The 26980-nt window shown below is 45.5% G+C and carries 22 protein-coding genes; 8 read left to right on the forward strand and 14 right to left on the reverse strand.

Going from position 1 to position 26980, the window contains the following annotated elements; translation table 11 throughout:
- Positions 1-215 precede the first annotated feature (215 nt).
- The 3 genes from BUR09_RS02650 (at position 216) to BUR09_RS02660 (ending at position 5249) form a co-directional block, all read left to right on the forward strand.
- Positions 216-785, forward strand: a complete 570-nt coding sequence (locus BUR09_RS02650; protein WP_074215393.1) for a manganese efflux pump MntP — start codon at positions 216-218, stop codon at positions 783-785.
- A gap of 218 nt (positions 786-1003) precedes the next feature.
- Positions 1004-2539, forward strand: coding sequence for a biotin/lipoyl-binding protein (locus BUR09_RS02655; RefSeq protein ID WP_074215394.1), 1536 nt, complete (start codon positions 1004-1006; stop codon positions 2537-2539).
- A gap of 4 nt (positions 2540-2543) precedes the next feature.
- Complete coding sequence (locus tag BUR09_RS02660; protein ID WP_084539298.1) at positions 2544-5249, forward strand: glycosyltransferase; 2706 nt, start codon at positions 2544-2546, stop codon at positions 5247-5249.
- Positions 5250-5295: 46 nt separating this feature from the next.
- Here BUR09_RS02660 and phnN read toward each other — a convergent pair whose 3' ends face one another.
- The 9 genes from phnN to phnG all read right to left on the reverse strand — a co-directional run bounded on the left by phnN (position 5296) and on the right by phnG (position 12616).
- Positions 5296-5880 (reverse strand): phosphonate metabolism protein/1,5-bisphosphokinase (PRPP-forming) PhnN, encoded by a 585-nt coding sequence (gene phnN, locus BUR09_RS02665; protein ID WP_074215396.1) that lies wholly within the window; start codon positions 5878-5880, stop codon positions 5296-5298.
- A 2-nt stretch (positions 5881-5882) separates the two neighbouring features.
- Positions 5883-6587 (reverse strand): DUF1045 domain-containing protein, encoded by a 705-nt coding sequence (locus tag BUR09_RS02670; RefSeq protein WP_074215397.1) that lies wholly within the window; start codon positions 6585-6587, stop codon positions 5883-5885.
- Between the two features lie 68 nt (positions 6588-6655).
- The gene (locus BUR09_RS02675; RefSeq protein WP_074215398.1) at positions 6656-7822 is read right to left on the reverse strand and encodes an alpha-D-ribose 1-methylphosphonate 5-triphosphate diphosphatase; all 1167 of its coding nucleotides are present in this window, start codon (positions 7820-7822) and stop codon (positions 6656-6658) included.
- On the reverse strand, positions 7819-8517 hold the full coding sequence (phnL, locus tag BUR09_RS02680; protein WP_074215399.1) for a phosphonate C-P lyase system protein PhnL: 699 nt from the start codon (positions 8515-8517) through the stop codon (positions 7819-7821). Before phnL ends, BUR09_RS02675 begins: the two co-directional genes overlap by 4 nt.
- A gap of 61 nt (positions 8518-8578) precedes the next feature.
- Positions 8579-9433 (reverse strand): phosphonate C-P lyase system protein PhnK, encoded by an 855-nt coding sequence (gene phnK, locus BUR09_RS02685; RefSeq protein WP_084539299.1) that lies wholly within the window; start codon positions 9431-9433, stop codon positions 8579-8581.
- Positions 9426-10379: an alpha-D-ribose 1-methylphosphonate 5-phosphate C-P-lyase PhnJ gene (locus BUR09_RS02690; protein WP_074215400.1), complete on the reverse strand. Its 954-nt coding sequence runs from the start codon at positions 10377-10379 to the stop codon at positions 9426-9428. The genes phnK and BUR09_RS02690 overlap by 8 nt, the downstream gene beginning before the upstream one ends.
- Positions 10379-11563, reverse strand: coding sequence for a carbon-phosphorus lyase complex subunit PhnI (locus BUR09_RS02695; protein ID WP_074215401.1), 1185 nt, complete (start codon positions 11561-11563; stop codon positions 10379-10381). Before BUR09_RS02695 ends, BUR09_RS02690 begins: the two co-directional genes overlap by 1 nt.
- On the reverse strand, positions 11554-12165 hold the full coding sequence (gene phnH, locus BUR09_RS02700; RefSeq protein WP_074215402.1) for a phosphonate C-P lyase system protein PhnH: 612 nt from the start codon (positions 12163-12165) through the stop codon (positions 11554-11556). Before phnH ends, BUR09_RS02695 begins: the two co-directional genes overlap by 10 nt.
- 1 nt (position 12166) lies before the next feature.
- Positions 12167-12616: a phosphonate C-P lyase system protein PhnG gene (phnG, locus tag BUR09_RS02705; RefSeq protein WP_074215403.1), complete on the reverse strand. Its 450-nt coding sequence runs from the start codon at positions 12614-12616 to the stop codon at positions 12167-12169.
- Positions 12617-12748: 132 nt separating this feature from the next.
- Between phnG and phnF the strand changes: the two genes are divergently transcribed.
- The gene (phnF, locus tag BUR09_RS02710) at positions 12749-13504 is read left to right on the forward strand and encodes a phosphonate metabolism transcriptional regulator PhnF (RefSeq protein ID WP_074215404.1); all 756 of its coding nucleotides are present in this window, start codon (positions 12749-12751) and stop codon (positions 13502-13504) included.
- A 35-nt stretch (positions 13505-13539) separates the two neighbouring features.
- On the opposite strand, the gene phnE is transcribed toward phnF, so the two are convergent.
- The 4 genes from phnE to BUR09_RS02730 form a co-directional block, all read right to left on the reverse strand.
- Positions 13540-14637, reverse strand: coding sequence for a phosphonate ABC transporter, permease protein PhnE (gene phnE / locus BUR09_RS02715; protein WP_074215405.1), 1098 nt, complete (start codon positions 14635-14637; stop codon positions 13540-13542).
- A 147-nt stretch (positions 14638-14784) separates the two neighbouring features.
- Positions 14785-15666 (reverse strand): phosphonate ABC transporter substrate-binding protein, encoded by an 882-nt coding sequence (gene phnD / locus BUR09_RS02720; RefSeq protein WP_074215406.1) that lies wholly within the window; start codon positions 15664-15666, stop codon positions 14785-14787.
- Positions 15667-15719: 53 nt separating this feature from the next.
- Positions 15720-16547 carry a phosphonate ABC transporter ATP-binding protein gene (gene phnC / locus BUR09_RS02725; RefSeq protein WP_074215407.1) on the reverse strand — a complete coding sequence of 276 codons (828 nt, stop codon included), beginning with the start codon at positions 16545-16547 and terminating at the stop codon, positions 15720-15722.
- Positions 16548-17325: 778 nt separating this feature from the next.
- Entirely contained in the window at positions 17326-18756 is a 1431-nt protein-coding gene (locus tag BUR09_RS02730; protein WP_074215408.1) for a pyridoxal phosphate-dependent decarboxylase family protein, read from the reverse strand.
- 199 nt (positions 18757-18955) lie between these two features.
- Between BUR09_RS02730 and BUR09_RS02735 the strand changes: the two genes are divergently transcribed.
- From BUR09_RS02735 to BUR09_RS02750, 4 genes are all read left to right on the forward strand, one after another.
- A complete protein-coding gene (locus BUR09_RS02735) occupies positions 18956-19138 on the forward strand; it encodes a transposase (protein ID WP_074215409.1) in 183 nt (60 codons plus the stop codon).
- Between the two features lie 479 nt (positions 19139-19617).
- Positions 19618-21525 carry a BCCT family transporter gene (locus tag BUR09_RS02740; protein ID WP_074215410.1) on the forward strand — a complete coding sequence of 636 codons (1908 nt, stop codon included), beginning with the start codon at positions 19618-19620 and terminating at the stop codon, positions 21523-21525.
- A gap of 366 nt (positions 21526-21891) precedes the next feature.
- On the forward strand, positions 21892-23319 hold the full coding sequence (locus BUR09_RS02745) for a sensor histidine kinase (protein WP_074215411.1): 1428 nt from the start codon (positions 21892-21894) through the stop codon (positions 23317-23319).
- Positions 23320-23346: 27 nt separating this feature from the next.
- Positions 23347-24699 (forward strand): sigma-54-dependent transcriptional regulator, encoded by a 1353-nt coding sequence (locus BUR09_RS02750; protein ID WP_074215412.1) that lies wholly within the window; start codon positions 23347-23349, stop codon positions 24697-24699.
- Between the two features lies 1 nt (position 24700).
- Here BUR09_RS02750 and BUR09_RS02755 read toward each other — a convergent pair whose 3' ends face one another.
- The gene (locus BUR09_RS02755) at positions 24701-26713 is read right to left on the reverse strand and encodes a S16 family serine protease (RefSeq protein WP_074215772.1); all 2013 of its coding nucleotides are present in this window, start codon (positions 26711-26713) and stop codon (positions 24701-24703) included.
- Positions 26714-26980 lie beyond the last annotated feature (267 nt).

Genomic DNA, 26980 nt, shown 5'->3' on the forward strand with positions numbered 1-26980 from the left:
ATTTTGATTAGCTTCTACAATAAGTTTTTTTATAAATATCCTTATTGGCAATATCTGGTGCGAGGTGTAACGGTTTCTAACCGAACCTTTGGGTTGAATTGATAGCATGCTGAAAATCTGTCACGTTTCATTTCGTGTTTTTGATAAAGAAATATTTCTTGTAAAAGTACGATTTCCTGAGTAGCTGCTTTGGCAGTTAATATGGGAGATTTTTTATGGGTATTATTGAGCTTGTTTCCATTTCTATTGCGCTTGCGATGGATGCTTTTGCCGTCGCCATTGCGACAGGCGTTGCGTTAAAAAGAGTCAGCTCGAGACAAACTTTTCGGTTAGCATGGCATTTCGGTTTGTTTCAGGCGTTGATGCCAATAATAGGTTGGTACTTAGGGAGTACCGTTCGATCATCTATTGAAGCTTATGACCACTGGATTGCTTTTGGACTTTTAGGATATATAGGGTTCAAAATGATTCGCGAGTCTTTTGATAAGGACGAAGAGTCTCAAGGTGATCCAACCAGAGGAATGACTCTTGTTGTTCTTTCGGTTGCAACCAGCATTGATGCGTTAGCCGTTGGTTTTAGCTTGTCCATGCTAGGTCTTTCAATTTGGTGGCCTGCACTGGTTATTGGTGTAGTGGCTTTGCTTTTTACAGCTGTAGGCCTGCATTTGGGCAAATCTGTCTCAGAGGCTAAAGGCATTGGCAGCTATGCAGAATTAGTAGGTGGAATTGTTCTTATTGGAATTGGAATAAAGATTCTATGGGAACATGGAGTATTGACTTTGTAGTATTTTGTAAATTGATGAAAGTAAGCGGTGCTGAGTTTTTTTCTCAGCGCCGCTTTTTTTATGTCATAGATTGTTTGAGGTTGAAGGTAGACTTAAGCGAGACCTGAGCATTGCGTAGAACGAACTATGTTTTTTTTTGTTAAGAATAATTAAAGCTGATGTGCCTTAAAGGAGCTGTGCTATAGGTTTTAGATATTTTGTTGGGGGTGGAGGCTCACATGACTCTACGAATGGAAGGTAAGTCGCAACGCAAATCACATCGCATCTCATTACCTGCAAAAATGAATTTGCAGGGGAAGGAATATAGAGTTCTCGACTGGTCGCTTGAGGGATTTAAGGCAGAACTTCCTCAGGGGAGCTTAGCAGACAACTGGATAGGCGAAGTAACGTTCATTTTGCCGTTACAGCAGATGGATATTTCGTTTGGTGTAAAAGCGCGCTTGCGACGTCAAGAAGACGAAAGTGCAGGATTTTCTTTTGAATCATTACCCGAAAGAAGTAAATCGCTACTGTCCGCATATGTTAAAGCGAGCATAGAAGGGCAGCTCGATGACGTTGAAGGTATAATTGCCCGAGTAGATACATTGGGCACACCGGTAGAAATCGAAAAGCCATTAACCATTAGTGAACGTAAGCAGTTTAAACGAAGCTTTTTGGGGAGAGCCTTCGGGCATGTTTGCTTGGCTGCAACTGTCGTTTTTCTAGTCAGTTTTATTTGTTATAATAATTATTCAACTCTTCGCAGTACTCGCGGCGTTATTTCAGGGGGACTTGTTGATGCAGTTCCTCAACTTTCTGGCACATTGAAGAGCATTAAAGTGCAAGAAGGGCAAAATGTAAAAAAAGGGCAATTGCTATTTACTCTTGATGATAGAGAGTTGCTGCGCCAAGGAGAGGGGATCCGGCATGAACTTTCTATTGAAAGAGAGAGGTTAGAATACCTCTATGTTCTGTTGCAAGAAGAAGCGAAGGCAATGGGATTGTATCGCGAAGCTGCAAAGAATTCAGCGGCTCGTTTGCGGTTGAACATTGAGGGGATAGATGCCCGGATTGCCTTGGCTACTAAAGAGTTTCAACGTGCAAATTTACTTGTAAAAACAGGGTATGTCAGTCGATCAGAATGGGATAAAAAACAAGAACATCTTTTGAGTCTTGAAGCTAAACGCGAGGAAGTTGTGCAGCAGCTTTTGCTTGCTGAAGAAAACATACGAAGTTCTATAGACGGTAAGTATCTCTCTGACGGTAAAGCCCAGGGTAAATTTCGAGAGATCGAGGCACAAATAAGTATTCAAAAAAAAGTGATTGCGAAAGATGAATTGCGCCTTTCAAGTGCTCTTGAGTTATTGGAAAAAACTCGGGTTTTAAGCAAGGTGGATGGTTTTGTACACGCTACAAAACGTATTTCCGGAACCTTCTTACGTTCCGGAGAGAGTGTTTTAACGATAGTTGTGGATGGTGCAAAACCGTGGGTTCAGGCTCGTTTTACCTTCCAAGAAGCTAAGAACCTTTTTCCGGGAGCAAAAGCGCAAGTATTCATTCCTGCTCTTGGAATAGTCTGTGATGGAACTGTACAAGCGTTGGGGCATTATGCAATGGGGCCGAATGAATCCGTGTCACAAGCGAATGAAACGCGCCTTAATGAAGTACCTGTAAAAATTATTTTAGATAATCCACCTAATGGATTGATTACAGGGCTTGGGGTGGAAGTGTCTGTTGATATTCCTTGGCGTAATTTTTTGAATTCTATTTCGTAACGTGATGCAGTCCTACCTCACCAGTGATGTTTTTTTACGCCCTTCGTTAAGGCATACCGTTGTAAGATCTCTTCCTGTAACAATGTTGTATCTGGCGTTGGCGTGGGGGCTTATTGCTGCACTGCCAGATAGAGCATGGTTAGTAAAAACACAACCAATTGCAACATTAACGGTATTTGGCATTTGGCGTTTTGGGTGGCAGTTTTTGCATGCGGTGCGTCATATCATGTACCGGATGCGCGCATTTCCACAGATTCGCAATGAAGCGATGTCACTGATACAAAAGTATCCTAAGCGTCTTTATATAATGGTACCTTCGTATCAAGAAGAGTTTCAGGTAAGCCAGCTTGTTTTTGAAGCGCTTATTCGTGAAGTTCAAATAATACCAAGCAAGGTGTTTTTGTACGTAAGTGTAGCAACGGAAGCAGAAGTAGAATTTATTTCCAAGGTTATCAACTCCGTTTCTGGTGGCGAAAATGTAGAAGTAGTATTCATGTATCAAGAACAGGGAAAGCGAATCGCTATGGGGCATGCCTTGCGTGCAATTGCGAGAAGCTACAATGACCCTGCAACTTGGCACGATGACACTGGGAATGATGCTGTTATTTTCATGGATGGTGACACGTTAGTAGAGCCAGGAACCTTTACTAAAACGTTACCCTATCTTCGTCATAATTCAAATCTTGGCGCACTCACAACTGATAATATTGGTGTTTCTCCGGATGCCGCTGGTGTGTTCGCTGATTGGTATTCTGTAAAGTTTGCGCAACGAAATCATCTTTTTCATTCTCACAGTCTTTCCAAGCGGATTTTAACAATCACAGGCCGTTTTTCTCTGTATCGTGCCTCTATAGTTGTGAATGAGGATTTTATTCGTCTTCTTGAGGCAGATTACCTTGATCATTGGTTGTTTGGACGTTTCCGTTTTTTGATGGGGGACGATAAATCCACATGGTTTCATTTGCTTAAAGAAGGATTTGAGATGATGTATGTGCCAGATGTTAGAGTTATAGCACTGGAAACACGTCAAACTCACTTCTTCCGGACAAGCCTTTCGTTAATGTTCCGCTGGTACGGGAACATGCTCAGAAACAATTGGCGAGCGATAAAATTGGGACCACGCCCTATGGGGGGATTTATCTGGTGGTGTATTCTTGACCAGCGATTTTCGTCCTTTACGCCTCTTGTTGGCCCTGTATCTATTCTGTTGTTGTGCCTTGTGGACTCGTGGTTCTATCTAGATTTTTACCTTGCATGGATCATTATAACTCGTCTTGCAATGATGTGGATGTATGTGCTGGAAGGCATGCAATTGCGTTTACTGCATATTCCATTGATGGTTTATAACCAGTGGGTTGGGGCAATTATCAAAATTTACAGCATGCACAGTTTGGATATGCAGTCGTGGCATAAGTCAAACGCTAAAGAAAAACGCAATAAGCAACGCACGTCTTCCGCTAAGATTGAGTTTGGTGCAATGCGTAAAGCTTTGCGGATCTTGCTGTTAGGTTTGAATGGAGTACTTCTTGTTTTTTTGTGTGGACTTACTTCTGGTTCATTAGCACTACCTAGTTGGGCAGAGCTTACCTATTGGCCTGAATTAACAAAGCGAGACCTTGTAACTACAAATAGCTCAGAAAGCCATTCTGTTAGGATTATTGCTGTAGATGCGAATCTACAGAGTATTACCAATGCCCTGCAATCTGTAAAAAGTAATGAATCAGTAAGAATAGTGCTTCCTGAAGGGCATATTGAACTAAGTGCTCCGCTTCTTATTGATAAAAGTAATGTCGAAATTGTGGGGGCTGGAAAGGGCAAAACAATATTCGATTCTCGAATGAGTCGACTAGAGGGAGCTGCTGCGATTGCTGTGCGTGGACGCAAGGGACCTGTTGTCGGTTCCCTGCATGCAGCTTCCCGCAAGGGAGATAGAGTACTTGCTGTCGATAACTGGCCTGCCACGGCTCGATATATTTGGCTTGGAATAGAAAATGACAATGCATTTTTTGATGTCATTGGAGACACTAAGTGGCGAAAAGAAAAGCCGTGGGTGCGTCAATTTATTGCGGAAGTTGTTGATTCAGGTAAGGGACATGTTATTTTGAAAGATGGAATCCCTGTTGGTTTTCCTGCGGGAACAGTGGTTCGGGCAGCACGAATGGTGTCCCAAGTCTCACTCTCTGATTTTTCAGTTGTCCAGCATGTTCCAGATATGACATTAGAGCAAGTTGCTGGAGTATACGAAAACAGTGCACCTGAATATGCGGTGGATGGTGTTCGTTTCGATTGGGTAGCAGGGAGTCGTATACATAATGTGTCTGTTGTAGGAGCAGGGCGTCATCCTCTTGTGTTCGAAACAAGCCTTGATGTGCATGCCTCAACAATGGCTATAGATGGTGCATGGAATAAGGGAAAAGGTGGAAACGGCTATATTCGTTTTGCTAGAGCTTTTAACTGTGAACTCACTGACTCTGAAGTAAAGAATATACGGCACCTAGTGTTTCAATGGAGTTCCACCAGCAATATTGTACATAACAGTGCTCTTGCTACTGATGTAAATTTCCATGGTGGCTATAGCCAGAATAATAGAGTTGAAGGCTCGATAATAGAGCCACCGGTAAACCATCCATGGTCTTCAGTTACGCGTATGCCATCAGGAGGAGCAGCTTGGGCTCCACCTGATGGAGAAGGGAACGACGTTTTTCACTAGTGATGCTGGAAAGTTTCGTTGCGCGTGTCGGTGTGTGTCTAATTAGCTAGCCGTGTTGCAGAAGGAGCTCTTCGTTGCAGATTAAGGCCTCCAGATGATCCACCGCGGACTCTATTGTGGAATCATTTATTACGACTGCAGTTTGCCGTCCGCAGCCACAGTCGATGGTGCAGATGTCATTCAGTTCAGTGTTTCGGTGTAGGCGGTGAAGGATTTCGTTTTTTGTTTCCCGCTGGCGTGCGTGGAGTCGTTCAGCGATAATATTTTCAGGCGCGGTAATAAGTACTGGCTGTAAGTCAGGATACAATTCACGTGCTTGTGGAAGGTAGGCACGTGATCCGTTGATAACGACAGAGAGCCCCTGATTGAGCCAGTTGTTTATTTCTATGCCGATTCCATAGTTCTTGTCGTGGCTGTGCCAGTGCAGTGCAAAGCTGTTTGCAACTAGATGCTTTTGAAATTCTTTTTTGGAAAGTGCCACGTGATTTTCACCAGTAGCTGAAGCGGGCCGTGTAATGTAACGATGTGCTACAATCACCGATTTGCCTTCCAGGCGGGAACGAAGTGTATTGAGGAGCGTATCTTTTCCAACGCCTGAAGGACCCATCAGGTAAAAAAGAGTGCCTTTCATGGTTATGCCTTTTTAAAGCCTGTTAATGGAATGCGGGTATATTCCACAAATGGTGTTTTCCTGTCCGGCTGCATGTAGACAGAGACTTCTTGAACGGGAACTGGTTCGGTGAGGTATGGTTTGAGTATGTTCTCTAATTTTTCTTTGTAGGAGCTTCGTACCTTGTCTTCAATCGTTCCTGTCAGGGTCATGTGGAACTTGAACTCTTCCAGAACAAAAGGGTAGCCGAAACGGCGCAGGAGTCGTTCTTGTCGTTCGGAAAGCTTCTTGTCCATATGGCGTTTCAGGTCGAATCGGGAAAGCGGAGGACGCAGGAAGTCAAGTTTACGGATAAGATCTGAATGCAACTTGATAAGCTCAGGATAGCCGGAAGTGGGAGTCAGGGCTAAAAATCCACCAAAGCAGCTGATAGAAAGGCTGGAGAAGTTAAAAGGCGTATGGGTTGCGCAGATTTTTGTGATTTCCTTTATGAATTCTTCAGGTGTCACATGTTCTGCAAGTTCAAACGGAGCCCTGATGGTGCCATGGAATCCGTACCAACGTGGGGACTCAATAAGTTGGTAGTACTCTTGTTTGAAAAATCCTTCAGGGATTTCCTTTGGGATTTGTCCATACCGGACTGTTGTGCGTCCTAGCCAGTGTGTTCCTGCTGCTTCTAAAAGCGAATTACGCGGAGGAGTGTAGTATATTGCGTAACGGGCTGTCATTGGAAGTATCCTTGTACGCTATTCACCTTCCGTTGTGTGCGGGAAGGCGAATAGCGAGCATCATTTTTTTATAACAGACGCTTGCCGCCGCGCCATACGGTACGAACGACAGGTACAGATTCGATAGAGGTTACACGTACAATATCTGCACGTTTGCCTTCAACCAGTTCGCCCCTGTCATCGAGTTTTAATAAGCGGGCGGGATTGCTGGTTACAGTTGCAAGAGCTTCGTGCAGCGGGATATTCAGTGTTTCGTTGAGCATGAATGCACCGTGCAACAGGCTTGCAGGAACGTAGTCTGAGGAGAGGATATCCAGCAGTCCTTCTGCTGCAAGGTCTCGTGCGGAGACGTTTCCGGAGTGGGAGCCGCCGCGTACAACGTTAGGAGCACCCATAACAATCCCTAACCCCTCTTTCCGTGCCTCGCGGGCTGCTTCCATCGTTGTAGGGAATTCAGAAATAGTCAGCCCTTCGCGTACAGCCTCTTCAACATGTTCCAATGTTGTGTCATCGTGACTTGCTATTGGAATATTGCGACGGTGACACATAGCAAGGATCATGGCGCGGTTTTTCGCAGCGTTGCTTTCCTGTTCACTTTTAAGTTGTGTTACCAAAGTCTGGAATTCTTCGTCACTCCAATCGAGGCATTTGTAGTATTCGCGGTACTTGCTATAATCGCAGAACTGACGTTGCCCCGGAGTGTGGTCCATGAGTGAAACAAGACGCAGGTTTTCTTCATCCACGTATGGTTCAAACATTTCCATTACATGCGGGTCACAAATTTCGCAACGCAGATGAAGCTGATGGTCTGCTCGTAGGATATTTTTCTTGCGGGCATCACGAATGGCGGAAATGGACATATCTAGAAGAGTATGACGCATTTTCCCTTCGTTCAGCTGGCCGCAGCAGATGGAGTCCAGTACTGTTGTAATGCCGGAGCCTACAACCTGTGTGTCGTGTGCTACTAACGCAGCAAAGGAGGACGGCCACAGTACGCCCGGGCGAGGCTGGAACTGAGTTTCCAGATGGTCTGTATGCATTTCGATTAGACCCGGAAGAAGGTAATCCCTTTGCACATCTCGAACAAGGCTGCTTTCGCATTCGCAGGTACTGCCTACGTTGGATTTGCCTTCGTCGATGGTAACAATTTCTTCATCTCGAACTACCACTGTGCCGAAGATGGTCCCCTGTGGGGTAACAACTTGGGCATTGGTAAAAATTACTTCTTTTGTCATGCAGCATGCTCCATAGATTGCATGTCAATAACACGGTCTGCCACAGCTTTTCGTACTTCATCGTCGTGGAAAATACCCACAACTGCGGTGCCGTTTGCTTTGGCTTCTTCAATTAATTCCACTACAATCTGTCTATTTGCGGCGTCTAGTGATGCAGTAGGTTCATCCAATAAGAGAATCGGATATTCTACCGCAAAACCTCGAGCGATATTTACTCGTTGCTGTTCCCCACCGGAAAAGGTTGCCGGAGCAAGGTTCCACAGGCGTTCAGGGATGTTCAGCCGTTTGAGCAGGGTGCCGGCTCTTTTTAGAGTCTCTTCTGTGTTTCCCGTGAGCTCTTTTCGTGTTTCAGCAACGATATTCAGTGCAGAAACACGTGGGATGACCCGTAAAAACTGACTCACGTATCCGATGGTATGTTTTCTCATTTCAAGAACTTTGCGTGGAGGAGCGGAAACTATGTCAATCATCTGGTCGCGGTGTCGAATATCAATTGTGCCGGAAGTCGTTTTGTAGTTTGCGTACAAAGAGCGTAGGAGTGTGGATTTTCCCGCACCGGATTGTCCGTAGAGTGCAACACATTCTCCAGCGTGGACTTGTAGAGACAGATTTTCAAAGACAGAAATTGTGATTCCATTCTGGTTATGTAATACGAAGTTTTTACAAACATTCTGTACATCAATCATGACAGTCATACGTCATTTTCCTGTATTTTTATGTCAAAAGGTTAACAGCAATGATACGTCGATTGTGCTACTAGACTTGCAGGATGGAAGAAACCAACAGCTGTGTGTAGTGGTGATGCGGGTCGTCCAGCACCTGATCGGTTAAGCCTGATTCTACAACCTGCCCGCCGCGCATAACCATGAGGCGGTGTGCCAAAATGCGCGCTACTGCGAGGTCGTGCGTTACGATGATCACGGCAAGTCCCATCTCTGCAACCAGTTCTCTGAGAAGATCCAGCAGACGTGCCTGCACTGATACATCCAGCCCGCCTGTTGGTTCGTCCATAAAAATGAGTCGTGGATTGGAGACAAGGTTACGGGCAATCTGCAAGCGCTGTTGCATGCCGCCGGAGAAGGTTCGCGGTAGATCGTCCATTCTGTCTTGAGAAATTTCAACGCGTTCCAGCCATGAGGTCGCCTGAGAGCGGATGTTACCGTAGTGGCGCATGCCCACTCCCATGAGTCGTTCACCGATATTTGCGCCGGCGCTTACGTTGTTACGCAGACCGTCACGCGGGTGCTGGTGAACGTAGCCCCATTCTGTTCGCATGAGCATGCGTCGCAGGTGCTCCGGTGCGTCATGGAGATCACACAGTGAGCCGTTTTGTTGCTGGTATGTTACAGAGCCGTATGTCGGGCTGAGACGTCCAGAAATGCAGTTGAGTAGGGTGGATTTGCCTGAGCCGGATTCGCCTACGATGCCGAGAATCTCACCCGGATAGAGGTCAAAGGATACGTTGAGGCAACCAATCCTGTCGCCATAATATTTGCTGAGGCCTTCCACTGTGAGGAGTGGTTGTTCTTCTGTTTCTATAAGAGAAGAGTGCTGTACTACAGCGCCTTGAACTGGGGGTTCCTGAACGGAGGTGGAACGAAGATTATGCATTCTTCAACTCCTTACTGTCAGTATTGGTTGCGGCGGGCTGCTCCTGCGGTGCTGCCATGGTACCGACATGGCCTGCCTTCAGTCGTTTCTGGCAATAGTCACTGTCAGAACACACGAACATCCTGTTGCCTTCGTTATCGAGGATGATTTCATCGAGATAACTATCTTCCGCTCCGCAGAGTCCGCAAACAGCGTCCCATGATTGCACGGTGAACGGGTGATCTTCAAAGTCAAGGCTGTGCACTTTTGTATATGGCGGAATAGCGTAGATGCGCTGTTCTCGACCTGCGCCGAACACTTGAAGCGCCGGACAGTTATCCATTTTAGGGTTGTCGAATTTTGGAATCGGTGACGGGCTCATGATGTAGCGGTCAGCAACCTGTACTGGGTAGTCAAAACTGGTAGCAATGTGTCCATGATGGGCGATGTCTTCGTACAGTTTTACATGCATAACGCCATACTCTTCGTGAGCGTGCATCTTGCGTGTTTCTGTTTCACGAGGTTCCATCCAACGTAACGGTTCAGGAATCGGCACCTGATAGATAAGAATCTGTTCTTCAGTCAGTTGCTGTTCAGGAATGCGGTGTCGTGTCTGAATAAGCGTTGCTTCTTTAGTCTCTTCAGTTGTTGTTACACCTGTTGTGTGTTGGAAGAAGTTACGGATAGATACAGCGTTTGTGGTGTCGTCTGCGCCTTGGTCAATGACCTTAAGGGTGTCCTGCAGGCCGATTAGGGCAGCTGTAAGCTGAATACCGCCAGTACCCCAGCCGTATGGCATTGGCATTTCTCTGCTGGCAAATGGAACCTGATATCCGGGGATTGCAACTGCCTTTAGGGTTGCGCGCCGCACCATGCGTTTTGTCTGTTCGTCAAGGAATGCAAAGTTGTACCCTTGTTCAAGTACTGTCTCCTCAGGAACGTTTGTTTTTTCTGTTGCTTGTGTCATTATGCTGCCCCTTTGATTACGGGGTGTTGAGGATGTTCCGGTTGTGTATTGGCTTGTGCGGAAGCTTTTTCCAAGGCTTCGCGTTTGGCTTTACCTTCTGCCCAGTTGCTGCGCAGTCGGCGCAGGATGTCCAGTTCGCTCTGGAAATCAACGTGATGCGGAAGTTTTAAGTGTTCAACAAATCCGGTTGCCTCAATGTTGTCGCTGTGCATGAGGACAAATTCTTCATCTTGTGCGGGGGCAACAATGTCTTCCTGCAACTCTTTGCAGCGTAGTGCACGGTCAACAAGTGCCATGGAAATTGCTTTACGCTCTCCGCTGCCAAAGGTGATGCCGTAGCCTCTGGAGAACTGAGGCGGTGCTTCGTCTGAGCCGTCATAGATGGAGACAATTTCACTTTCAGTGACGGTGATGTCGCCGATGCTGACAGGGAATCCCAGTTCCTCCGGGATAATCTCTACAGAAACGCTTCCTGCACGGATTTCACCGGCGAACGGGTGACCGCCAGAGTTTTTGAAGCCTCGTTGAGTAGAGTACCCCATTGCCAGCACAAAGCCTTCATCAGCACGTGTCAGCTTTTGCAGTCTGATATCGCGGTTTGCCGGAAGTTCCAGTGGCTCGCGGGTTATGTCACCTACACGGTCGGATTCTGTTTCGCCCACGCCTTCAACAAGCTCATCGTTCTGGAGGAAATCCAAAATTCGCGGAGTTTCTTTGTCAGGATTTACTTCTACGTTCTCGTCAGTTGTTGGCGGGGTGAAGTCATTCTGTGCCTCTTCGTCAGCAAGGCTGAAATCCAGCAGACGGTGAGTGTAATCGAATGTAGGCCCGAGCATTTGTCCGCCCGGCATATCTTTGAACGCTGCGGAAATACGGCGTGTAAACTGCATTGCAGACGTGTTCAGCGGGGTGGAGGTGTAGAAACGCGGCAGAGTGGTGCGGTAAGCACGGAGCAGGAATATTGCTTCAATGCTGTCACCGCGAGCTTGCTTAAGCGCAAGAGCCGCAAGGTCTGGATCATACAGTGAGCCTTCGGTCATAACCCTGTCTACTGCAAGGCGCATTTGCTCTTTAATCTGTGCCACGGAAAGTTCAGGAAGCTCGGTGTCTCCGCGGCGCTCAACCGCAAGGTATTTATGGGCGTTGGCAATGGCTTTTTCGCCGCCTTTGACAGCTACATACATGGTTCCTGTCTCCGGATTGTTATAGTGCGTGGAATGCAGATAACACCGTCTGGTGCTGCTAAAATTGTGTCGAATCCTTGAGGGAATAAGGCAGAGTTTGTTTCCTGTGCGTTCCAGAAGGATGCATTCAGTCCGGAAACTTTCAGAGTTTTAGTCGTAGCTATTCCAGCTCCTGAAAGCTTTATGGTATCGCCTTCTGCAAGCGAGCTAACTTGAATGATCAGTGTGGTTGATCTGTCTGGAAAATCAGCGGTTCCGATGGCGAACTGTGTGAGATCAGGCAGACTGCTTCCGTCGGTAATTAGGGCGAAAGCTGCTTCTTCTGGAAGGTCAGTCAGGGGGCAGCCGCAATGAAACTGGAGCCAGCGGGAAAGATTTTCTTCCGGAGATTGAAGCCAGATTGTCGTGTCATTATCAAACAAGGTCAGGGCAATCGATGCCGTGGTCTTGTGGCATAGTTTAGGATTATTGGAAAAGGCTTCAATGGATTCCGGAATATACACATTCCCTGGACGGGACATGGCATTCAGGATGACTCGGTACCATTGTTGGCTGTTTTGTACCGGATTAATGAAACCGGAAAGAATTTGCTGACTGTTCATGTTAGTCCTCTCCACGAACCATGGTAAAGAAATCTACACGGGTGGATGCGACTTTTTTAGCTTTGGTCTGTCGCTGTTCCATAAGTTTTTCTTCCATAGGTTTAATGACTGCTTCTGTGAGGTGTGCGTTGCGGTCAGGATCTTGAAGCAGGCCGTCAAAGACAGCAGCCAGTTCTGCATGGCGTTTGTCTCGTCCTGCGATGAAGGCATGGCCTATTGTATTACTGATTGCCACAGCGCAACGGGTGAGTGTTATTTCGCCCATGTTGAATGGGCTTCCGCTACCGTTTGTGCGAGCCTGAATCATTGCCAGACCTGTTTCCGGTTGACGTAGGAAAGAGTATTTCGGTTTGTTGGATAATGTACTCCATGCAGCTTGAATATCTGCAAGCGAGGTACGTGCAAGCACGCTCATCCAATGTTGTCTGTTTTCAGTCTGTATCTGGTTCATAATCATTCCAAATAAAAGAAAGTTGTCTAGATAACTCTACGAGTTGTTGTAACAAAAACGCCACGTAATCTTCCCTCTCTGCATGTACTGTGCTGCTTTTACGCACAATTTCGGCAGAAAGGAGAATGCGTTGTGAAACAAAAGGAAAACAAGAACAGTCCACAGAAACTTGTACGCGCGCAAGGGGTGACTCTTTGGCATCAGATTCAATCTGTATTGGAAAAAGAGATCTATAAGGGCGCGTATTCTGCTGGCGAAAAACTGCCTACAGAGAAGCAACTTTCGGAACGGTTTAATGTGAATCGTCATACCGTGCGTCAGGCGTTGGCAGGTCTGGTTCGTAAAGAACTGATTGTGGTTGAACAGGGACGCGGAGCATTTGTCCGCAGGGACAAGCTGGATTACTTTCTTGCTCGCCGTGTCCGGTTTCGTGAGAATCTGTTGCGGCAACGCAAAGTTCCGAGTGAAGAGCTGTTGAAGCACGATGTTGTTTCTGCTGACGCTGTTTGTGCCAAGGCGTTGTGCCTTCGTCCCATGGCGCCGCTTGTGCGGCTGCGTTCTGTAGGCAGCGCGGATGCATATCCGCTGTGCTGTACCACACAATATTTTCCGCAGGAGCGATTTCCCGCCTTTGGTGATATCTATGTAGATACTTGTTCTGTCACTGCCGTTTTTACTGCCTTGGGCGTTACTGATTACGTCAGAAAGTCCACCCGCATTATGGCGAGAATGGCGAATGCAGAAGAGACTCGTCTTCTCAAGCTTGGTCGTCAAAGCCCAGTCATGGTTGTTGAATCCGTTAACGTGGATAGCGAAGAGACTCCGGTTGAATACAGTGTCTGCGTATGGGCAGCAGATCGTATTCAGTTTGTGGTTGATTCTGACTAGCATTTGTTGTTCCTTCAATCGGTTAGCTGTCACTGTTACACAAACTTTCTACGGATTTTGCCGCATAAGTAGTCGATGATGGTTACCATCAGGATTACCATGATCATCATGGTGCATACTTCGCGGTAGAGGTAGCCGTTTAGCTTATCGAAAATTAGGAAGCCGAGACCGCCTGCGCCAACAAAACCTAGGATTGTTGCACTACGCACGTTGGTTTCAAAACGTAGCAGGCTGTAGCTTGCAACCAGCGGCATGATCTGTGGCAGAACAGAGAATGCGATAGTTTGGATTGAGCTTGAGCCACTTGCTTCGACTGCCTCAACTTGCCCTGGTTCAATTGCTTCAATACCTTCACTGAATACTTTTCCGAGAATGCCGAATGAGTGGATGGCAAGCGCAAGTACGCCGGCGTAAGGACCAAGTCCGATAACTGCTACGAAGATCAGCGCCATGACGAATTCATTGAAGCCTCGACAGAAGTCCAGCAAGCGTCGCATGGAGAACTGGATAGTTCGGCGAAGTTTTTTACGAACTGGAGAGCTGCCAGGGATAATGATTTTAAGGGTGTTCCGTGCTGCAAACATAGAAGCCGGAATAGAGGCGATAAAAGCAATCAGTGTTCCCCAGATAGCAATAGCAAGTGTCTCTACAAGAGCTTTTGTGTACTCAAAGAGCGGTTCTGGACGCATTTCCGGCGGGAAGAAACCGCCACGCTTTTCATCCAGCACTCGTGTATATTCTTCATCAATAATGGCCTGCTTTGTGGCGGGATCAAGATTAGCCAGACGTTCCTGCGCCAGCTCGTTCCCTTTGCGGGTCATTTCTGTAAAATCCATATTGCCTTCAGCCTTCATGCGGTTACGCACTTCTGCTATAGCTTCCTGACGAACAATGATCGCTGGCAGGCGGCTAGCCTGTTCTAGTGCCGCGTTCTTGTCGCTTTGGGTTACTGCATGCCCGAAAAGGTACTCTGCTGCGTTCTGTCGTTTTTCATACAGTTTTATAGGGTCAATTCCACACCAGATGTAGGTGATGACCAGTACGGTGGCTATAAGTGCACTTGCAGTTGCGATAACTGCTTTTTGGCTCAAGTTTTTTTTGGGAGTAAGTTGATCAAGCGTTAAATCTGTCATTGTTATCCTCTGGTAGGCTTGATGGGTCAGATTGGTGACAAACCTGCATATGGGGCGCCTGTTAATTACTGTAACGCCTATCTAGCTGGAGCTTTTAGGGATCGCGTTCCATGGGTGTGCAGGTCTGCCACAATCTGAAAGTGTCAATTACTTAGCTGCGAGTTCTTTTTTGAGGCGTTTGAGATAGCGGATAATGTCGTAGGTAGAGTCGCTGGTGAACTGGTAGCCGCCGTTCTGCAATTTTTCGACACCTGCTTTGTTTGCGTTGAACATGAGCATTGCGCCTGTGAATGCAGCTTTGAGGCTTTCCGGCATGTCGCGGCGTGCTGCCATTGGGGCACCCGGGATAAGTTCGGAGCGCCAGAGGATGCGGAAGTCGTCCATGGAAACCTGACCTTTTTCAATCATGCGGTCGAGGTCGATGTTGTTGGTAGCAGCTACTTCAACACCTTTGTTTTTTACTGCGAGGATGGAAGCACCGTGGGAGCCGGAGAATTTGACCTGTTTGAAGTAGGCTTCAGGTTTTACGTTGAGGTCGCGGGCAAATAGTACGTTAGGTACAAGGTAGCCGGAAGTGGAGTTAGGATCGGTGAAAGCAAAGACTTTGCCTTTGATGTCGGAGAGCTTTTGCATGTTAGAATCTTTGCGGACGATGATGATTCCGGTGTAGCCTGGCTGCCCTTGTTTGTTCAGTTCCATTATCAGTGCCTGAGCACCTGCTTTTTCAGCAGCTTCGGTGTAGCTTTTAGGTCCGAAGTACGCAAAATCGATGTGTTTGTGAGTCATTGCAGTGATGATGCCTGCGTAGTCGGATGCGCTGAATGCTTCTACTTCAATTCCGAGAATTTCCTGAAGGTGGTCGGTAAGTGGTGCGAAGCGTTTTTTGATGTCTGCGTTACCTTCAGTAGGGATAAAGCCGACACGGATTTTGGAAGGCCATGCTTCAGAACTGGCAGCTGCAAAGGCAGGCATTGTCATTGAAACAAGCATACATACAGCAACAATGCTCATAACTAAACGACGATACATACTAATCTCCATTTTTTAAGGAATAAAAAAGCAAGACGTTTATTTGTTAAGGGCTAGGCGCAAGCAGCAAGCTCGCCTCTAGCCTCATTAATTCGTGCGCCGTAAATTTCAGTGATCATGTCATCATCCAGGTTGGACGGCAGGACATCGTGAATAACTTCACCGTGGCGCATACCGACAATGCGTTTGCCGTAGCGAGTGGCGAAATCAATATGATGCAGGTTTACAAGCACCGGAATGTTACGTGTTTCGTGGATTTCTCTCAGAGTATCCATCACAACCTCTGCACTGTGTGGGTCAAGGCTTGCAATGGGTTCGTCAGCAAGGAAGATTTCAGGCTCTTGTGCCAGTGCGCGTGCAATGGCAACGCGTTGCTGCTGACCGCCGGAAAGGGTGTCTGCACGCTGGAAGGCAAGATGGGCAATGCCGACTTGCTTGAGGCATTCAAAGGCGATTTCTTTTTCATTTGCGCTGAAGTGACGCAGCAAGGAGCAGCATTGGCTGAAGAAAGAACTGTTAAAGCGCAGGCGGCCTACCAGCACGTTTTCCAGTACGGTAAGGCGGCGTACCAGATGGAACTGCTGGAATATCATGCCCACTTTTCTGCGGACTTGTCTGATTTCTCTGCCGGATACAGCAGTGATGTCTTCCCCGAACAGTTCAAGCGTTCCGGAAGTAGGGCGTATGAGACGGTTAAGGCATCGCAGCAGAGAGGATTTACCTGCGCCGGATGAGCCGATGATAGAAACAAATTCATTTGATGCCACTGTAAGTGACACATTGGAAACAGCACGGGTGCCATTTGGGTAAATTTTAGTCAGTTCGTTAGTCGAAATGGCTGGTGTCTGTTTTTTTATGGTTACCTGTGTAACGTTTTGCATAAGGCATTTCCTCGTGAACCTGTCAGAAAAGAGTTGTTACTTTCGATGAGGAGGTTTTACGGGGGAAATGTGGTGCTTATGTTACACCGATATTGCAGGGCGTTGACCGTCACTTATAATCTAGACAAGTTGCTGATTGGTCTATTTGAAGGAGCTGATTCTTATTGTTCTGATAGGTTGCTAAGTCGTTGCGAGGTTGCAGCAAGTTACTTTGTGACGATCAATAGTTACAAAAGCAGTTAATGTGCGGAGAGCAGGGCGGTGGGATAGAGTAAAACGTTATCGCTTACCTGTAAGCTGTGACTGGAGATGACTTGGCATTTTTATGTAGAATTTAACCTCAAGTCAGAACATGTTTGGGGATGGAAGAAGAGGACTTTTAACCTAATCTAACTGTATGAACGATGGATGAGTCTTCTCAGGAAACGTATATAGCAACTTAGCTATGTTACGTAGACCTCGCTAGAGCGAGGCCTACGATTTTACTTTTGCGGGCACTTTACAGACTAGCCTTTTTCAGAAGTCTTTCCCAATCCACGTGATCTTAATCATTTTGTAGAGCATTTTAGATGTCGACATTTTTACCAGTCGCAAATCTATGTTCAACGTCCATCTCTTGCCAAGTTAATTTCCTCTTGGATTAAAAGATTCTTTAGATCAGGTTTGAAAGCGGGTGGGGTCAGGCGGTAATATCTGAGGCCCAAAGCCTTCAGAGCTTAAACCAAGCCTTTATAGCAAAGCCCGTAAAAATAGGTTCTTATGAGATGTAGCTTTGATTTTACTTAGCGAATTCATTTCCAATTTTTTGGATTTCTTCCAGAAGCAAATCAAGATCCTGAATGTCTGTACGATGGTTTGTAATATTCACGCGGATGGCCAGCTTGCCATTCAAGAAGGTGGTAGAAGGAGCCGCTATTCCTCTTTCCTGCAGAGCAATAACAATATCTCGGTTTAGGGTGTCTAAATCACTTTCCGTCTCCGAGAGGTATCGGAAGCAGACAATGTTGAGAGCAACGGGGGCTAAAAGCTCAAACTGTGCAGACTGTTTAACCTTCTCACCAAGGTAGGCTGCCTGTCTGCAATTTTCATCAATGCATGCGCCTAGCTTATCCACCCCATGTTCAAGAATATGAGCCCACACTTTCAATGCCCTGAACCCTCGAGACAGCTCTGGACCAAGATCCACAGGCCACAACTCTCCCGCAGCCAGCCCTTTATTTACTCCAGTAAGGTATTCCGCTCGCCCAGAAAAAGATTGCAGATGTTTTTTCTTGGAGCGAATCAGCACACACCCCGCATCGTAGTTAACCTGTAACCACTTGTGAAAGTCAAATGCCAGTGAATCTGCTCGATTAAGGCCGGAAAGCCGCTCTTGCACGGTTTTGCTCAAAATAGCGGTGGCACCAAAGGCACCGTCAACATGGAACCACAAATTTTCTTTTTTGGCCATTTCTGCAAGCGCATCCAAATTGTCAATGGCCCCGACATTAACCGAACCAGCCGTACCTACAACGAAAAAGGGCTCAAAACCTTGTGCACGGTCATCTTCAATGGCTTTTTGCAGTGCAGCTAGGTTCATGGAAAAGTCGTCATTACAAGGGATTCGCCTCAGTGATCCGCTCCCTAACCCTAACAGATCAAAAGCACGTGCAATACAAGAATGAGCCTGCTCGGAAACATATCCAACCAATGGAGCCTTTCCGACACCATGCTCTCTGCATTGATAATCAAGTCTTGAATCCCTTGCGACTTTGCAGGCGATAATGGTTGCCATGGAGGTTCCGGAAACCACGAGCCCACTTGCTTCTTCCGGGAAGCCCATCATTTGGCGACTCCACTCTATGACTTGTTGTTCAACATAGATGGCACCATGGTCACGTCCTCCCAGATTCGCATTCATAGCTGCGCTTGTAATTTCAGCTAATACGTTCCCGGGGTTGCCTGCTCCATGCACCCACCCAAAAAAGCGCGGGTGTGTATTTCCCACACCATACGGCAATAGCTCTGCGAGTTTCATCTGCAACGATTCATGATCAAGACCATCAGCTGGAAGATCAGCACGCAAGACTTCTTTCATACCTTCCGGCAAGGGCGTCCAAACTCTTCCTTCTTTGGCGGATTGCATTTTATCGATAGCAGTATCTAATAATTTGTGTGCCGAAGCGCGAAAAGCTCCCCAATCTTCAGGGTCCAATGTATTTTGGCCCATGGCATTTCTCCTTTGATAGTGTTCAACGACCCAGCGCTGATTTCAAATTTCAAACAATGAATTGCTTAGGGCAACTACCTTAAGTCGTCTTGCAAAAGCAACTTGTTTTCGAAGCTGCACGTTCTGGACTGAGAAACTGAATCGCTCTAAGTTTTATAGACTTTTTTGAGGTATGAAATTGTAATTTAAGGAGGATACGATGAACGATAAGCGTTGCACTGATAAATTCAAAATTGAAGCAGAGAAGCAGATCACAGAACATGGCTATTTAGTCCAAGATGTTACTCAGCGGGTAGAAGTAAGTTCGCACAGCCTGTATTTGTGGCAAAAGAAGTATCGTGATGGTGTCGTTTCGGCAGGTCATATCGATGATCGCAGGTAGAAATAAAGAGTCTACGAGCTGAACTGAAACATGTAATGGAAGAGCGAAAAAATTTTAATGAGTAAACAAGAGTTACCTTTTGGTAGTTTTTTTGTGCTGTAAAAGTAGTGCCGTCAACCGTTCTGTTTTTTTAGGGTACAACAAATGTAGGGGGAGAACTACACAGCGTTGGTAGGTTGTCAACAGGGGGGCAGAGCAAGGTAGATCACATCAATGTCATCATTTTATGCTTTTTCAGCAAATTCAGGATCCAAGTCTTATATAGCTTTTGTGATCAACGTGAGTACATGCCCGTGCGTTATCCCAACTAACAAGTTGTGGATATCAAGTTATAAAAAAAACGACAGTATCGGGTATTGTGACGTGTATAACCTACTAATTTTTTTGATTCGGTTTACAAATTCAAACATACAAGGCAGGCTGTCCTTTTTGAATGTGTATTTGGTATAGCTAGATATAGTAATTAGCAGGGAGTGTGTATGACGAAAGGACGCTTTGAACTTATTGACAAACCAACTTTCTTTGGTGCGTTGGGACTGTTGGTGTCAGTAGCTCTTCCTTTATTGCTTTTTCCGCATAAAGGGGAGGAATGGATTGGCGTTGCCAAAACATTCATGACAGATTCTATGGGCGTTATGTATCTGGCTATTGGCCTTGCTGCAGTTTTCTTTGTTATTTATATTGTCTTTTCCGATATTGGTCAGATTAAGTTAGGTAGTCCAGATGAAGATCCTGAATATTCAACTAGCTCTTGGGCGGCGATGCTTTTTTGCGGTGGTATTGGAGCAAGTATTTTATATTGGGGAGTTATTGAGTGGGCTTATTACTACCAATATCCTCCTTTTCAGCTGGAGCCGGGGAGCAATGAAGCCATACGTTGGGCTGCAACGTATGGTATTTTTCATTGGGGGCCAGTGGCGTGGTCTCTTTATTTAGTACCGGCATTGCCTATTGCGTATTTTTTTCATGTGCGCAACCAGCCTATTCTTAAAGTCTCCTATGCGTTGATGCCTGTTCTTGGTGAACAACGATGCAATGGCTGGGTCGGAAAACTTATTGATGTACTTTTTATCTTCGGCATGCTTGGTGGTGGCGCAACCTCGTTGGGGTTGGCTGCTCCTCTTATCAACAGTGGGATAAGTCATCTTTTTGGTTTGCCACAAAACATAACTATGCAGGTGATTGTGCTAATGGTGTGTACAGCATTGTTTGGTTATTCTGCATACTCAGGAATGGATAAGGGGATTAAGGTATTAAGTAATATTAACTTCTGGGGAGCAATGGGGCTGCTTTTTTATGTTCTGTGCGTTGGTCCGACTACCTTCATGCTCGAAACAGGATTAGATTCCCTTGGTCGAATGCTTACAAATTTCTTTGTGATGGCAACATGGGCTGAACCGTATGGTGGCTATGGTGCATTTAAAGATACGCATTTTCCGCAAGACTGGACTATTTTCTACTGGGCTTGGTGGTTAGTCTTTGCCCCTACCATGGGATTGTTTATTGCTCGTATTTCTCGTGGGCGTACAATTAAACAAATGGTTGTTGGTGCAATCTTTTTTGGTTCCATGGGATGCTTTCTCTTCTTTATGATTATGGGCAATTACGGAATCTTTTTACAGCTTTCAGGTCAACTAGATGTAGTGGGACTATTAAATACTCAGGGAGCCTCAGCTACTATCTTCAACGTCTTATCGACATTACCTTTTGGAACTGTGGTTATTGCTGTTTTTACAATCTTGTGTGTGATTTTTACTGCAACTACATTTGATTCGATTTCGTATATTTTGGCTGCTGTGGTTCAGAATAATGTTACCGCAGAACCAATGCGCTGGAACCGTCTTTTTTGGGCGTTTGCATTATCATTTTTGCCAACGATTCTTATGTTTATGGGTGGCCTGTCAACCTTGCAAACAGCCGCGATTGTTGGCGGGGTACCGTTGCTGGGTATAGCTATTTTGTTGATGATGTCTGCTGTTAGAGCTGCTACTTTAGATCTAGCTCATCAGGAAAGCTATGAAGACCCTGTTATTAACATTGAAGCACTGCCAGATGTGGACCCATGGTCTATTGAGGGAGTAGCTCTGGCTCGTTTTGAAGACTTGAAGGATGTTGCTATTAATGCAGCAAAAGCTGAGAGAAAGGCCCTTAGCAAAATTTATCAACTTAAGAAAAAAATTCGTAAAGAAGCACTGGCGCGTGGGATGTCAAACCTTGACTTGGGGGATGCTCCAAAAAGTATGATTGAAGAGTTGGAACGTCTTACAGCTATTGCTATCGAGGCAAAAGAACACAAAATTGTAGCTTCTGAAGAGGCACAGGCTGCACGTGTTATCTTTGATGATCTGTTCCGCGAGTCAAAAGAAGAGGCATCAAAGTTCGCTTAACCATCTAATGTTTTAAATAAAAGAAAAAAGCTCTTACATGTTTTTTGTAAGAGCTTTTTTTGTTTGGTCTGGGCTCACTCTTGATTTTGCCTTAGTTATGTGAAGTACTTGTTCGGATATGATGAGGGAGTGGCGATTCAGTCGGCATGATTCGAAAATTTGTTTATTCAAATCAAATATAATTTGAACAAGGCATGTGCTTGAATCAAGGGTAAGGGCTGGAAAACTGTAGATATAATTCAGTCAATATCTTTTTACACTATCTAACTAATAATATTGCATGTTATTGACTTTGTGCAATAAGTCACAATAAGGTAGTGTTTACTCATTCAGTTTATTTTCTGACCTTATAGGACGAACGACGTGATGAAGCTTAATATCAAACAGCGAATATTAGTTGGTTTTTTGTTGCTTTCCATTGGTCTTGGAAGTCAGACTGTTTTTTTTTACAACCAGCTTCTCACTGTAGAAGATAAGATAAGCTCAGTTGAGTTTATTGATGATATTGCGAAAATTATTCTAGAGTTTAGAAGGCAAGAAAAAAACTATCTACTTTACGGGGAACAGGAGAGTTATCAGACCGCCCTTAAAGGCATCGACAATACTCTAGAGCTACTGCACAGGCGTACAGAACTTCAACTGGAACCGGAAATTATCAGGTATATTATACAGCTAAAAGACACCATCTCACTGTACAAGAATAACATCATCGCCATGCATGGAGTTAAAAATAAGGACTCCAATGAATACAAAAAAGACGTTGAAAAGCTTCGCAACACTGGGCACGAACTAGTCGTAAAAGCGCAATTAATATCTCGTCTGGAACGAGAAAATATTCTTCATATTAACAGACTGCTGCGTAACTACATTCTTATTTCAGTTCTTGCTGTTGCCGGTCTTCTCTTCTTTACAGTCTACTTTCTCTCCAAGGGAATTATCGCCCCGCTTAAAGCCATTGAAGAGACCACGCAAAAAATTGCGCAGGGTAACTTCAGCAATGTTAACGTAAAAAAATATGATGACGAAATGTCGCAGGTTCAAAAGGCCTTCAACAGCATGGTTGCAGAACTTGAAAATCGTCAGACTCAGCTTGTTCAAGCACAGAAATTATCATCCATAGGCACTCTTAGTGCAGGTATTGCCCATCAGGTAAACAATCCGCTTAATAACATATCGACTTCTGCACAAATCCTTCAGGAAGTCCTTTCTGACTCTGCTGATTCCTTTCAGAAAAAGTTGTTGCATAACATTGAAAGCGAAACTCTTCGGGCGCGAGATATTGTAAAAGGGCTGCTTGAATTTGCGCGTCATACTGATCTTTGTATGCAGGTTGTTACTCTTTCTGAAGTTGTCGGCAAAGCAGTTTCACTCGTCTCATCACAAGTTCCATCTGGTGTTTCACTTACTGTTGATGTCCCATCTGGAATTACGGTCTACATTGATCCACAACGTATGGGGGAAGTTCTCATCAATTTGATAATCAACGCAATTCAGGCGATTGAACCGGAACGGGGTGAGATACATATCTATGTTTCGGAAAAAGCGACGCACGATATGAGTACCATCGTTGTTGCCGACACAGGAAAAGGGATAAGTGAAGAAGACTTACCTAAAGTTTTCGACCCGTTCTTCACCCAAAAAGAAGTGGGACAAGGCACAGGACTTGGACTTTCTGTGGCGTATGGAATCATCGAAGAATTTAACGGGAAAATCCGTGTTGAAAGTGAGCTCGGAAAAGGAACCTGTTTCTTTATAGACCTTCCAAAGATGCAGCATTCCAGTTCAGCAGCATAACGTAATCGCAAAGCAAAGGTCATTATCATGCAAGAACCACGCATTCTGATAGCTGAAGACGAAATTATTGCCAGAGAAAACCTCGCCCATACGCTTACAAAGCTTGGCGGGCAGATAACAGCTGCTGAAAATGGTAATGAAGCACTGGCGTCGCTGGAAGCGCAGGAGTTCGATGTTGTACTAACTGACTTAAAGATGCCGGACATAGACGGCATAGAATTGCTGCATCACATAAAAAGTACTTCTCCGGACACCGAGGTAATTGTTTTAACTGGGTATGCAACAGTAAACAGCGCGGTTGATGCCATGGATAAGGGAGCATTTCGCTATATTGCAAAGCCCATCAGGTTGGATGAAGTTACCCTGTATGTGCAGCAGGCGCTGGAGAAAAAAAGACTGAAAGAAGAAGTCGCTTCACTGCGTAAAAATTTCAGAAAAGGCACAGACAGCATTATAGGGCACAGTCAAAGTATTACGAATCTGAAACAGCAGATAGATCAGATTGCTCCGGTTAACTGTACAGTCCTTATTCATGGAGAGACCGGTACAGGCAAAGAGTTGGTTGCCAAAGCCTTGCATGTAGGAAGCCCCAAATGTGATAATAAGTTTGTGGCGGTAAACTGCGCTTCATTTAATGAAGAGTTGCTGGCAAACGAACTCTTCGGACATGAAAAGTCCGCCTTTACAGGTGCAGGGAGTGTCAAGAAAGGGTTGTTTGAAGTTGCGGACGGGGGCACCTTCTTTCTGGATGAAATCGGCGAAATGCCGCTCAGTATGCAAGCAAATTTGTTAAGAGTTTTGGAGACACGAAAGCTACTGAGGGTTGGCGGAACAACAGAGATTCCGGTCGATGTACGCATTATTGCAGCAACAAACAGAAACCTGCAAGAAATGGTAGAGCAAGGTACCTTCCGAAGAGATTTGTATTATCGTCTGAACATTCTTACGCTGGAAATTCCACCGCTTAATCAGCGTACAGATGACATCCCGCTGCTTGCCAGCTTTTTTGCAAACAAGTTTGCAACGCTCTTTGATAAAACAATTACTGAAATAGACGATGACGTTCTCACCATCCTGAATGACTATCCGTTCCCTGGAAACGTACGGGAACTTGAAAATTTGATGCAGCGTGCTGTTGTACTTTGCAATGGAAAAAATATTCGCGCCGCCCACCTTCCACCCGACCTTCAGCAAACTTTTGTAACACGACTGGAAGTTCCCACCACTGAACCTATCGTTTCACTGGAAGAAAACGAGCGTAACCATCTTAGGCGTGTTCTCAAATACACAAACAACAACAAATCGCACGCGGCAAAACTGCTAGGGCTTAACCGCGGTTCCTTGTGGCGAAAAATGAAACGGTTCGGGCTGGACGAATAAACTATTCCGCAAAAACATGCGGCAGCACATCATCCAGCGAAGATACAAAATGCAGATCAACAGCTGTTACAACTTCTTCGTCCATCGCCAATACCTGTTGTTTGCTCCATTCAGGGAGGATAATCTGCTTCATTCCCGCTTGCTGCGCCGCAAGAATTTTTTCTCGTAATCCGCCAACAGGCAGCAGCCTGCCGCTGAGAGTAAACTCGCCTGTCATGGCAACATTACCCCGTAATGGTCTATTCACAAGTAATGAAAGTAGTGCAGTAACAATTGTTATGCCTGCCGATGCGCCATCCTTAGATATATCCCCTGCCGGAATGTGAACATGAATGTCGTGTGTCGAAAATAATTCGTCTTCAATAGAATAATGTTGTGCATTGCTCCGTAAAAAGCTGAGAGCAGTCTGGGCAGATTCTTTTAACACATCTCCCAGTGAACCAGTCATAATAAGCTGTCCACTGCCTTTCATCTTTGCCGTTTCAATATAGATAACCTGCCCGCCTGATTCACTCCATACAAGCCCTGCAACAACTCCCACACGTGGTGTTGCCATGGCTGCTTCGCTGACGAATCGGGTATCACCGAGTAAGTCAAAAATATCGCTTTTATCTATTACTACAGGCTTTAGTGTTTCACCTTGCAGTATACGTAAATTTACTTTGCGGCATACATTACCAATTTCCCTGTTTATACTCCGCAAACCTGCGTCTCGAGTATATCCGGTAATGAGCGCGGACATACCATCAGCGGTGAATGAAATATCATTATCTGCAAAGCCTATTGCCTGCATTTGACGCGGCAAGAGATACTCCAGTCCTATGTGCACTTTTTCTGACAATGTGTAGCAGGAGAACGGAATAATCTCCATGCGGTCACGCAACGGTGCAGGAAGACGGTCCACCATATTGGCGGTGGTGATGAACATGACTCTGGAAAGATCGAACGGTACATCCAGATAGTAGTCGAGGAATTGTCTGTTTTGCTCCGGATCAAGAATTTCAAGGAGCACAGAGGCGGGATCACCTCTAAAGTCCTGTCCAATCTTGTCAATTTCATCGAGCATAAAGACAGGGTTGTTTACACCTGCTTTATTCAGTTCTGTAATGATTCTTCCTGTCATAGCACCTACATACGTTCGCCTATGACCGCGTAACTCAGCTTCATCTCGCATTCCTGCTAAAGAAAGGCGGATGAACTTTCGTCCGAGCGCATTGGCAACTGACTTACCAATAGAGGTCTTACCGGTTCCCGGAGGGCCCGAAAAGCATAGGATGGGGCCTGAAACTGAGCAGGCATGCTTTTTCTGATCAAGAATATCTTTAACGGTTACCTTGAGCACTTCCAGATTAAGAGGCTTTGGCAAATAATGAACCGCACCTTTTTGCAGAGCGCTTATTGCATTATCCACTGTTGCGTAGCCGGTAACAATCAGTAGCTTTGTGTCCGGCCATGATGTCTGCACCTTGTCCAGCAGTTCCAACCCATCCATCTGCTGCATCTTCAAGTCTGTTACAATGCAATCAACTTTTCTGTTTTCCAAAATATGGACAGCTTCTTTCCCGTTTGCAGCTTTAAGGATATCACATGACAGCTTGCTCAGCGCATATGCGATATTATCTCGGGATATTTCCTCATCATCCACAACGAGTACCACACTTTTGCGCACATGATGATTGATGTTGGAGGCAAGGTATTCAAGAATTCTTTGCTTTACTGCAGCAAGCCCGAGATGCTCCTGCTGCAGTACCGCTACGGCATTTTCAATATCCAGATTATCTTGAGACGACTCTTTCCATGGCAACGACAGCAACAACTCAACGTATGTAACGCCTACGCCAAACTCGGCTACCGAAGGATCAATCCTGTCGAGCTTAGCGATCTCGTCCAATGCGACCCTTCGGATATTTTCCGGCAAATCAGCCGCTTCTATAGAGTTACGCAATGTCTCTTGTGTGCTCGCTGGAACTTCCCGTTCTTCTGCTGTCTCTTCAAACCTGCTGAAAAATCCCATAATAACCTCTTTTTTCTTACTATACTCCTTTGTGGCAACTGGTTCTAGCTGTAATTGCTGCTGCAATATGAATCACTTCTCCTTTGATTTATCCACCTTTTCACCTCAAGTGCTGTAAAATGCAGCGGGTTTTTTAAAAACGCTGCATTTTGAATCAGTTATGCTTTTATGCCTTTCTGTTTTTCAAGATTTTATCCTTTCTTTTCAGCGCGTTATAGAATGGCACGTTCTCTGCTAATGGTAAAAAAAGGCATCATGCCAATCTAT

The sequence above is a fragment of the Halodesulfovibrio marinisediminis DSM 17456 genome, from assembly GCF_900129975.1.
Taxonomy (GTDB): domain Bacteria; phylum Desulfobacterota; class Desulfovibrionia; order Desulfovibrionales; family Desulfovibrionaceae; genus Halodesulfovibrio; species Halodesulfovibrio marinisediminis.

What these genes read in the sequence shown, in the direction of transcription:
- BUR09_RS02650 (WP_074215393.1), top strand. Translation starts at nt 216, where the DNA reads ATGGGTATTATTGAGCTTGTTTCCATTTCTATTGCGCTTGCGATGGAT.
- BUR09_RS02655 (WP_074215394.1), top strand. Translation starts at nt 1,004, where the DNA reads ATGACTCTACGAATGGAAGGTAAGTCGCAACGCAAATCACATCGCATC.
- BUR09_RS02660 (WP_084539298.1), top strand. Translation starts at nt 2,544, where the DNA reads ATGCAGTCCTACCTCACCAGTGATGTTTTTTTACGCCCTTCGTTAAGG.
- phnN (WP_074215396.1), bottom strand. Translation starts at nt 5,880, where the DNA reads ATGAAAGGCACTCTTTTTTACCTGATGGGTCCTTCAGGCGTTGGAAAA.
- BUR09_RS02670 (WP_074215397.1), bottom strand. Translation starts at nt 6,587, where the DNA reads ATGACAGCCCGTTACGCAATATACTACACTCCTCCGCGTAATTCGCTT.
- BUR09_RS02675 (WP_074215398.1), bottom strand. Translation starts at nt 7,822, where the DNA reads ATGACAAAAGAAGTAATTTTTACCAATGCCCAAGTTGTTACCCCACAG.
- phnL (WP_074215399.1), bottom strand. Translation starts at nt 8,517, where the DNA reads ATGACTGTCATGATTGATGTACAGAATGTTTGTAAAAACTTCGTATTA.
- phnK (WP_084539299.1), bottom strand. Translation starts at nt 9,433, where the DNA reads ATGCATAATCTTCGTTCCACCTCCGTTCAGGAACCCCCAGTTCAAGGC.
- BUR09_RS02690 (WP_074215400.1), bottom strand. Translation starts at nt 10,379, where the DNA reads ATGACACAAGCAACAGAAAAAACAAACGTTCCTGAGGAGACAGTACTT.
- BUR09_RS02695 (WP_074215401.1), bottom strand. Translation starts at nt 11,563, where the DNA reads ATGTATGTAGCTGTCAAAGGCGGCGAAAAAGCCATTGCCAACGCCCAT.
- phnH (WP_074215402.1), bottom strand. Translation starts at nt 12,165, where the DNA reads ATGAACAGTCAGCAAATTCTTTCCGGTTTCATTAATCCGGTACAAAAC.
- phnG (WP_074215403.1), bottom strand. Translation starts at nt 12,616, where the DNA reads ATGAACCAGATACAGACTGAAAACAGACAACATTGGATGAGCGTGCTT.
- phnE (WP_074215405.1), bottom strand. Translation starts at nt 14,637, where the DNA reads ATGACAGATTTAACGCTTGATCAACTTACTCCCAAAAAAAACTTGAGC.
- phnD (WP_074215406.1), bottom strand. Translation starts at nt 15,666, where the DNA reads ATGTATCGTCGTTTAGTTATGAGCATTGTTGCTGTATGTATGCTTGTT.
- phnC (WP_074215407.1), bottom strand. Translation starts at nt 16,547, where the DNA reads ATGCAAAACGTTACACAGGTAACCATAAAAAAACAGACACCAGCCATT.
- BUR09_RS02730 (WP_074215408.1), bottom strand. Translation starts at nt 18,756, where the DNA reads ATGGGCCAAAATACATTGGACCCTGAAGATTGGGGAGCTTTTCGCGCT.
- BUR09_RS02735 (WP_074215409.1), top strand. Translation starts at nt 18,956, where the DNA reads ATGAACGATAAGCGTTGCACTGATAAATTCAAAATTGAAGCAGAGAAG.
- BUR09_RS02740 (WP_074215410.1), top strand. Translation starts at nt 19,618, where the DNA reads ATGACGAAAGGACGCTTTGAACTTATTGACAAACCAACTTTCTTTGGT.
- BUR09_RS02745 (WP_074215411.1), top strand. Translation starts at nt 21,892, where the DNA reads ATGAAGCTTAATATCAAACAGCGAATATTAGTTGGTTTTTTGTTGCTT.
- BUR09_RS02750 (WP_074215412.1), top strand. Translation starts at nt 23,347, where the DNA reads ATGCAAGAACCACGCATTCTGATAGCTGAAGACGAAATTATTGCCAGA.
- BUR09_RS02755 (WP_074215772.1), bottom strand. Translation starts at nt 26,713, where the DNA reads ATGGGATTTTTCAGCAGGTTTGAAGAGACAGCAGAAGAACGGGAAGTT.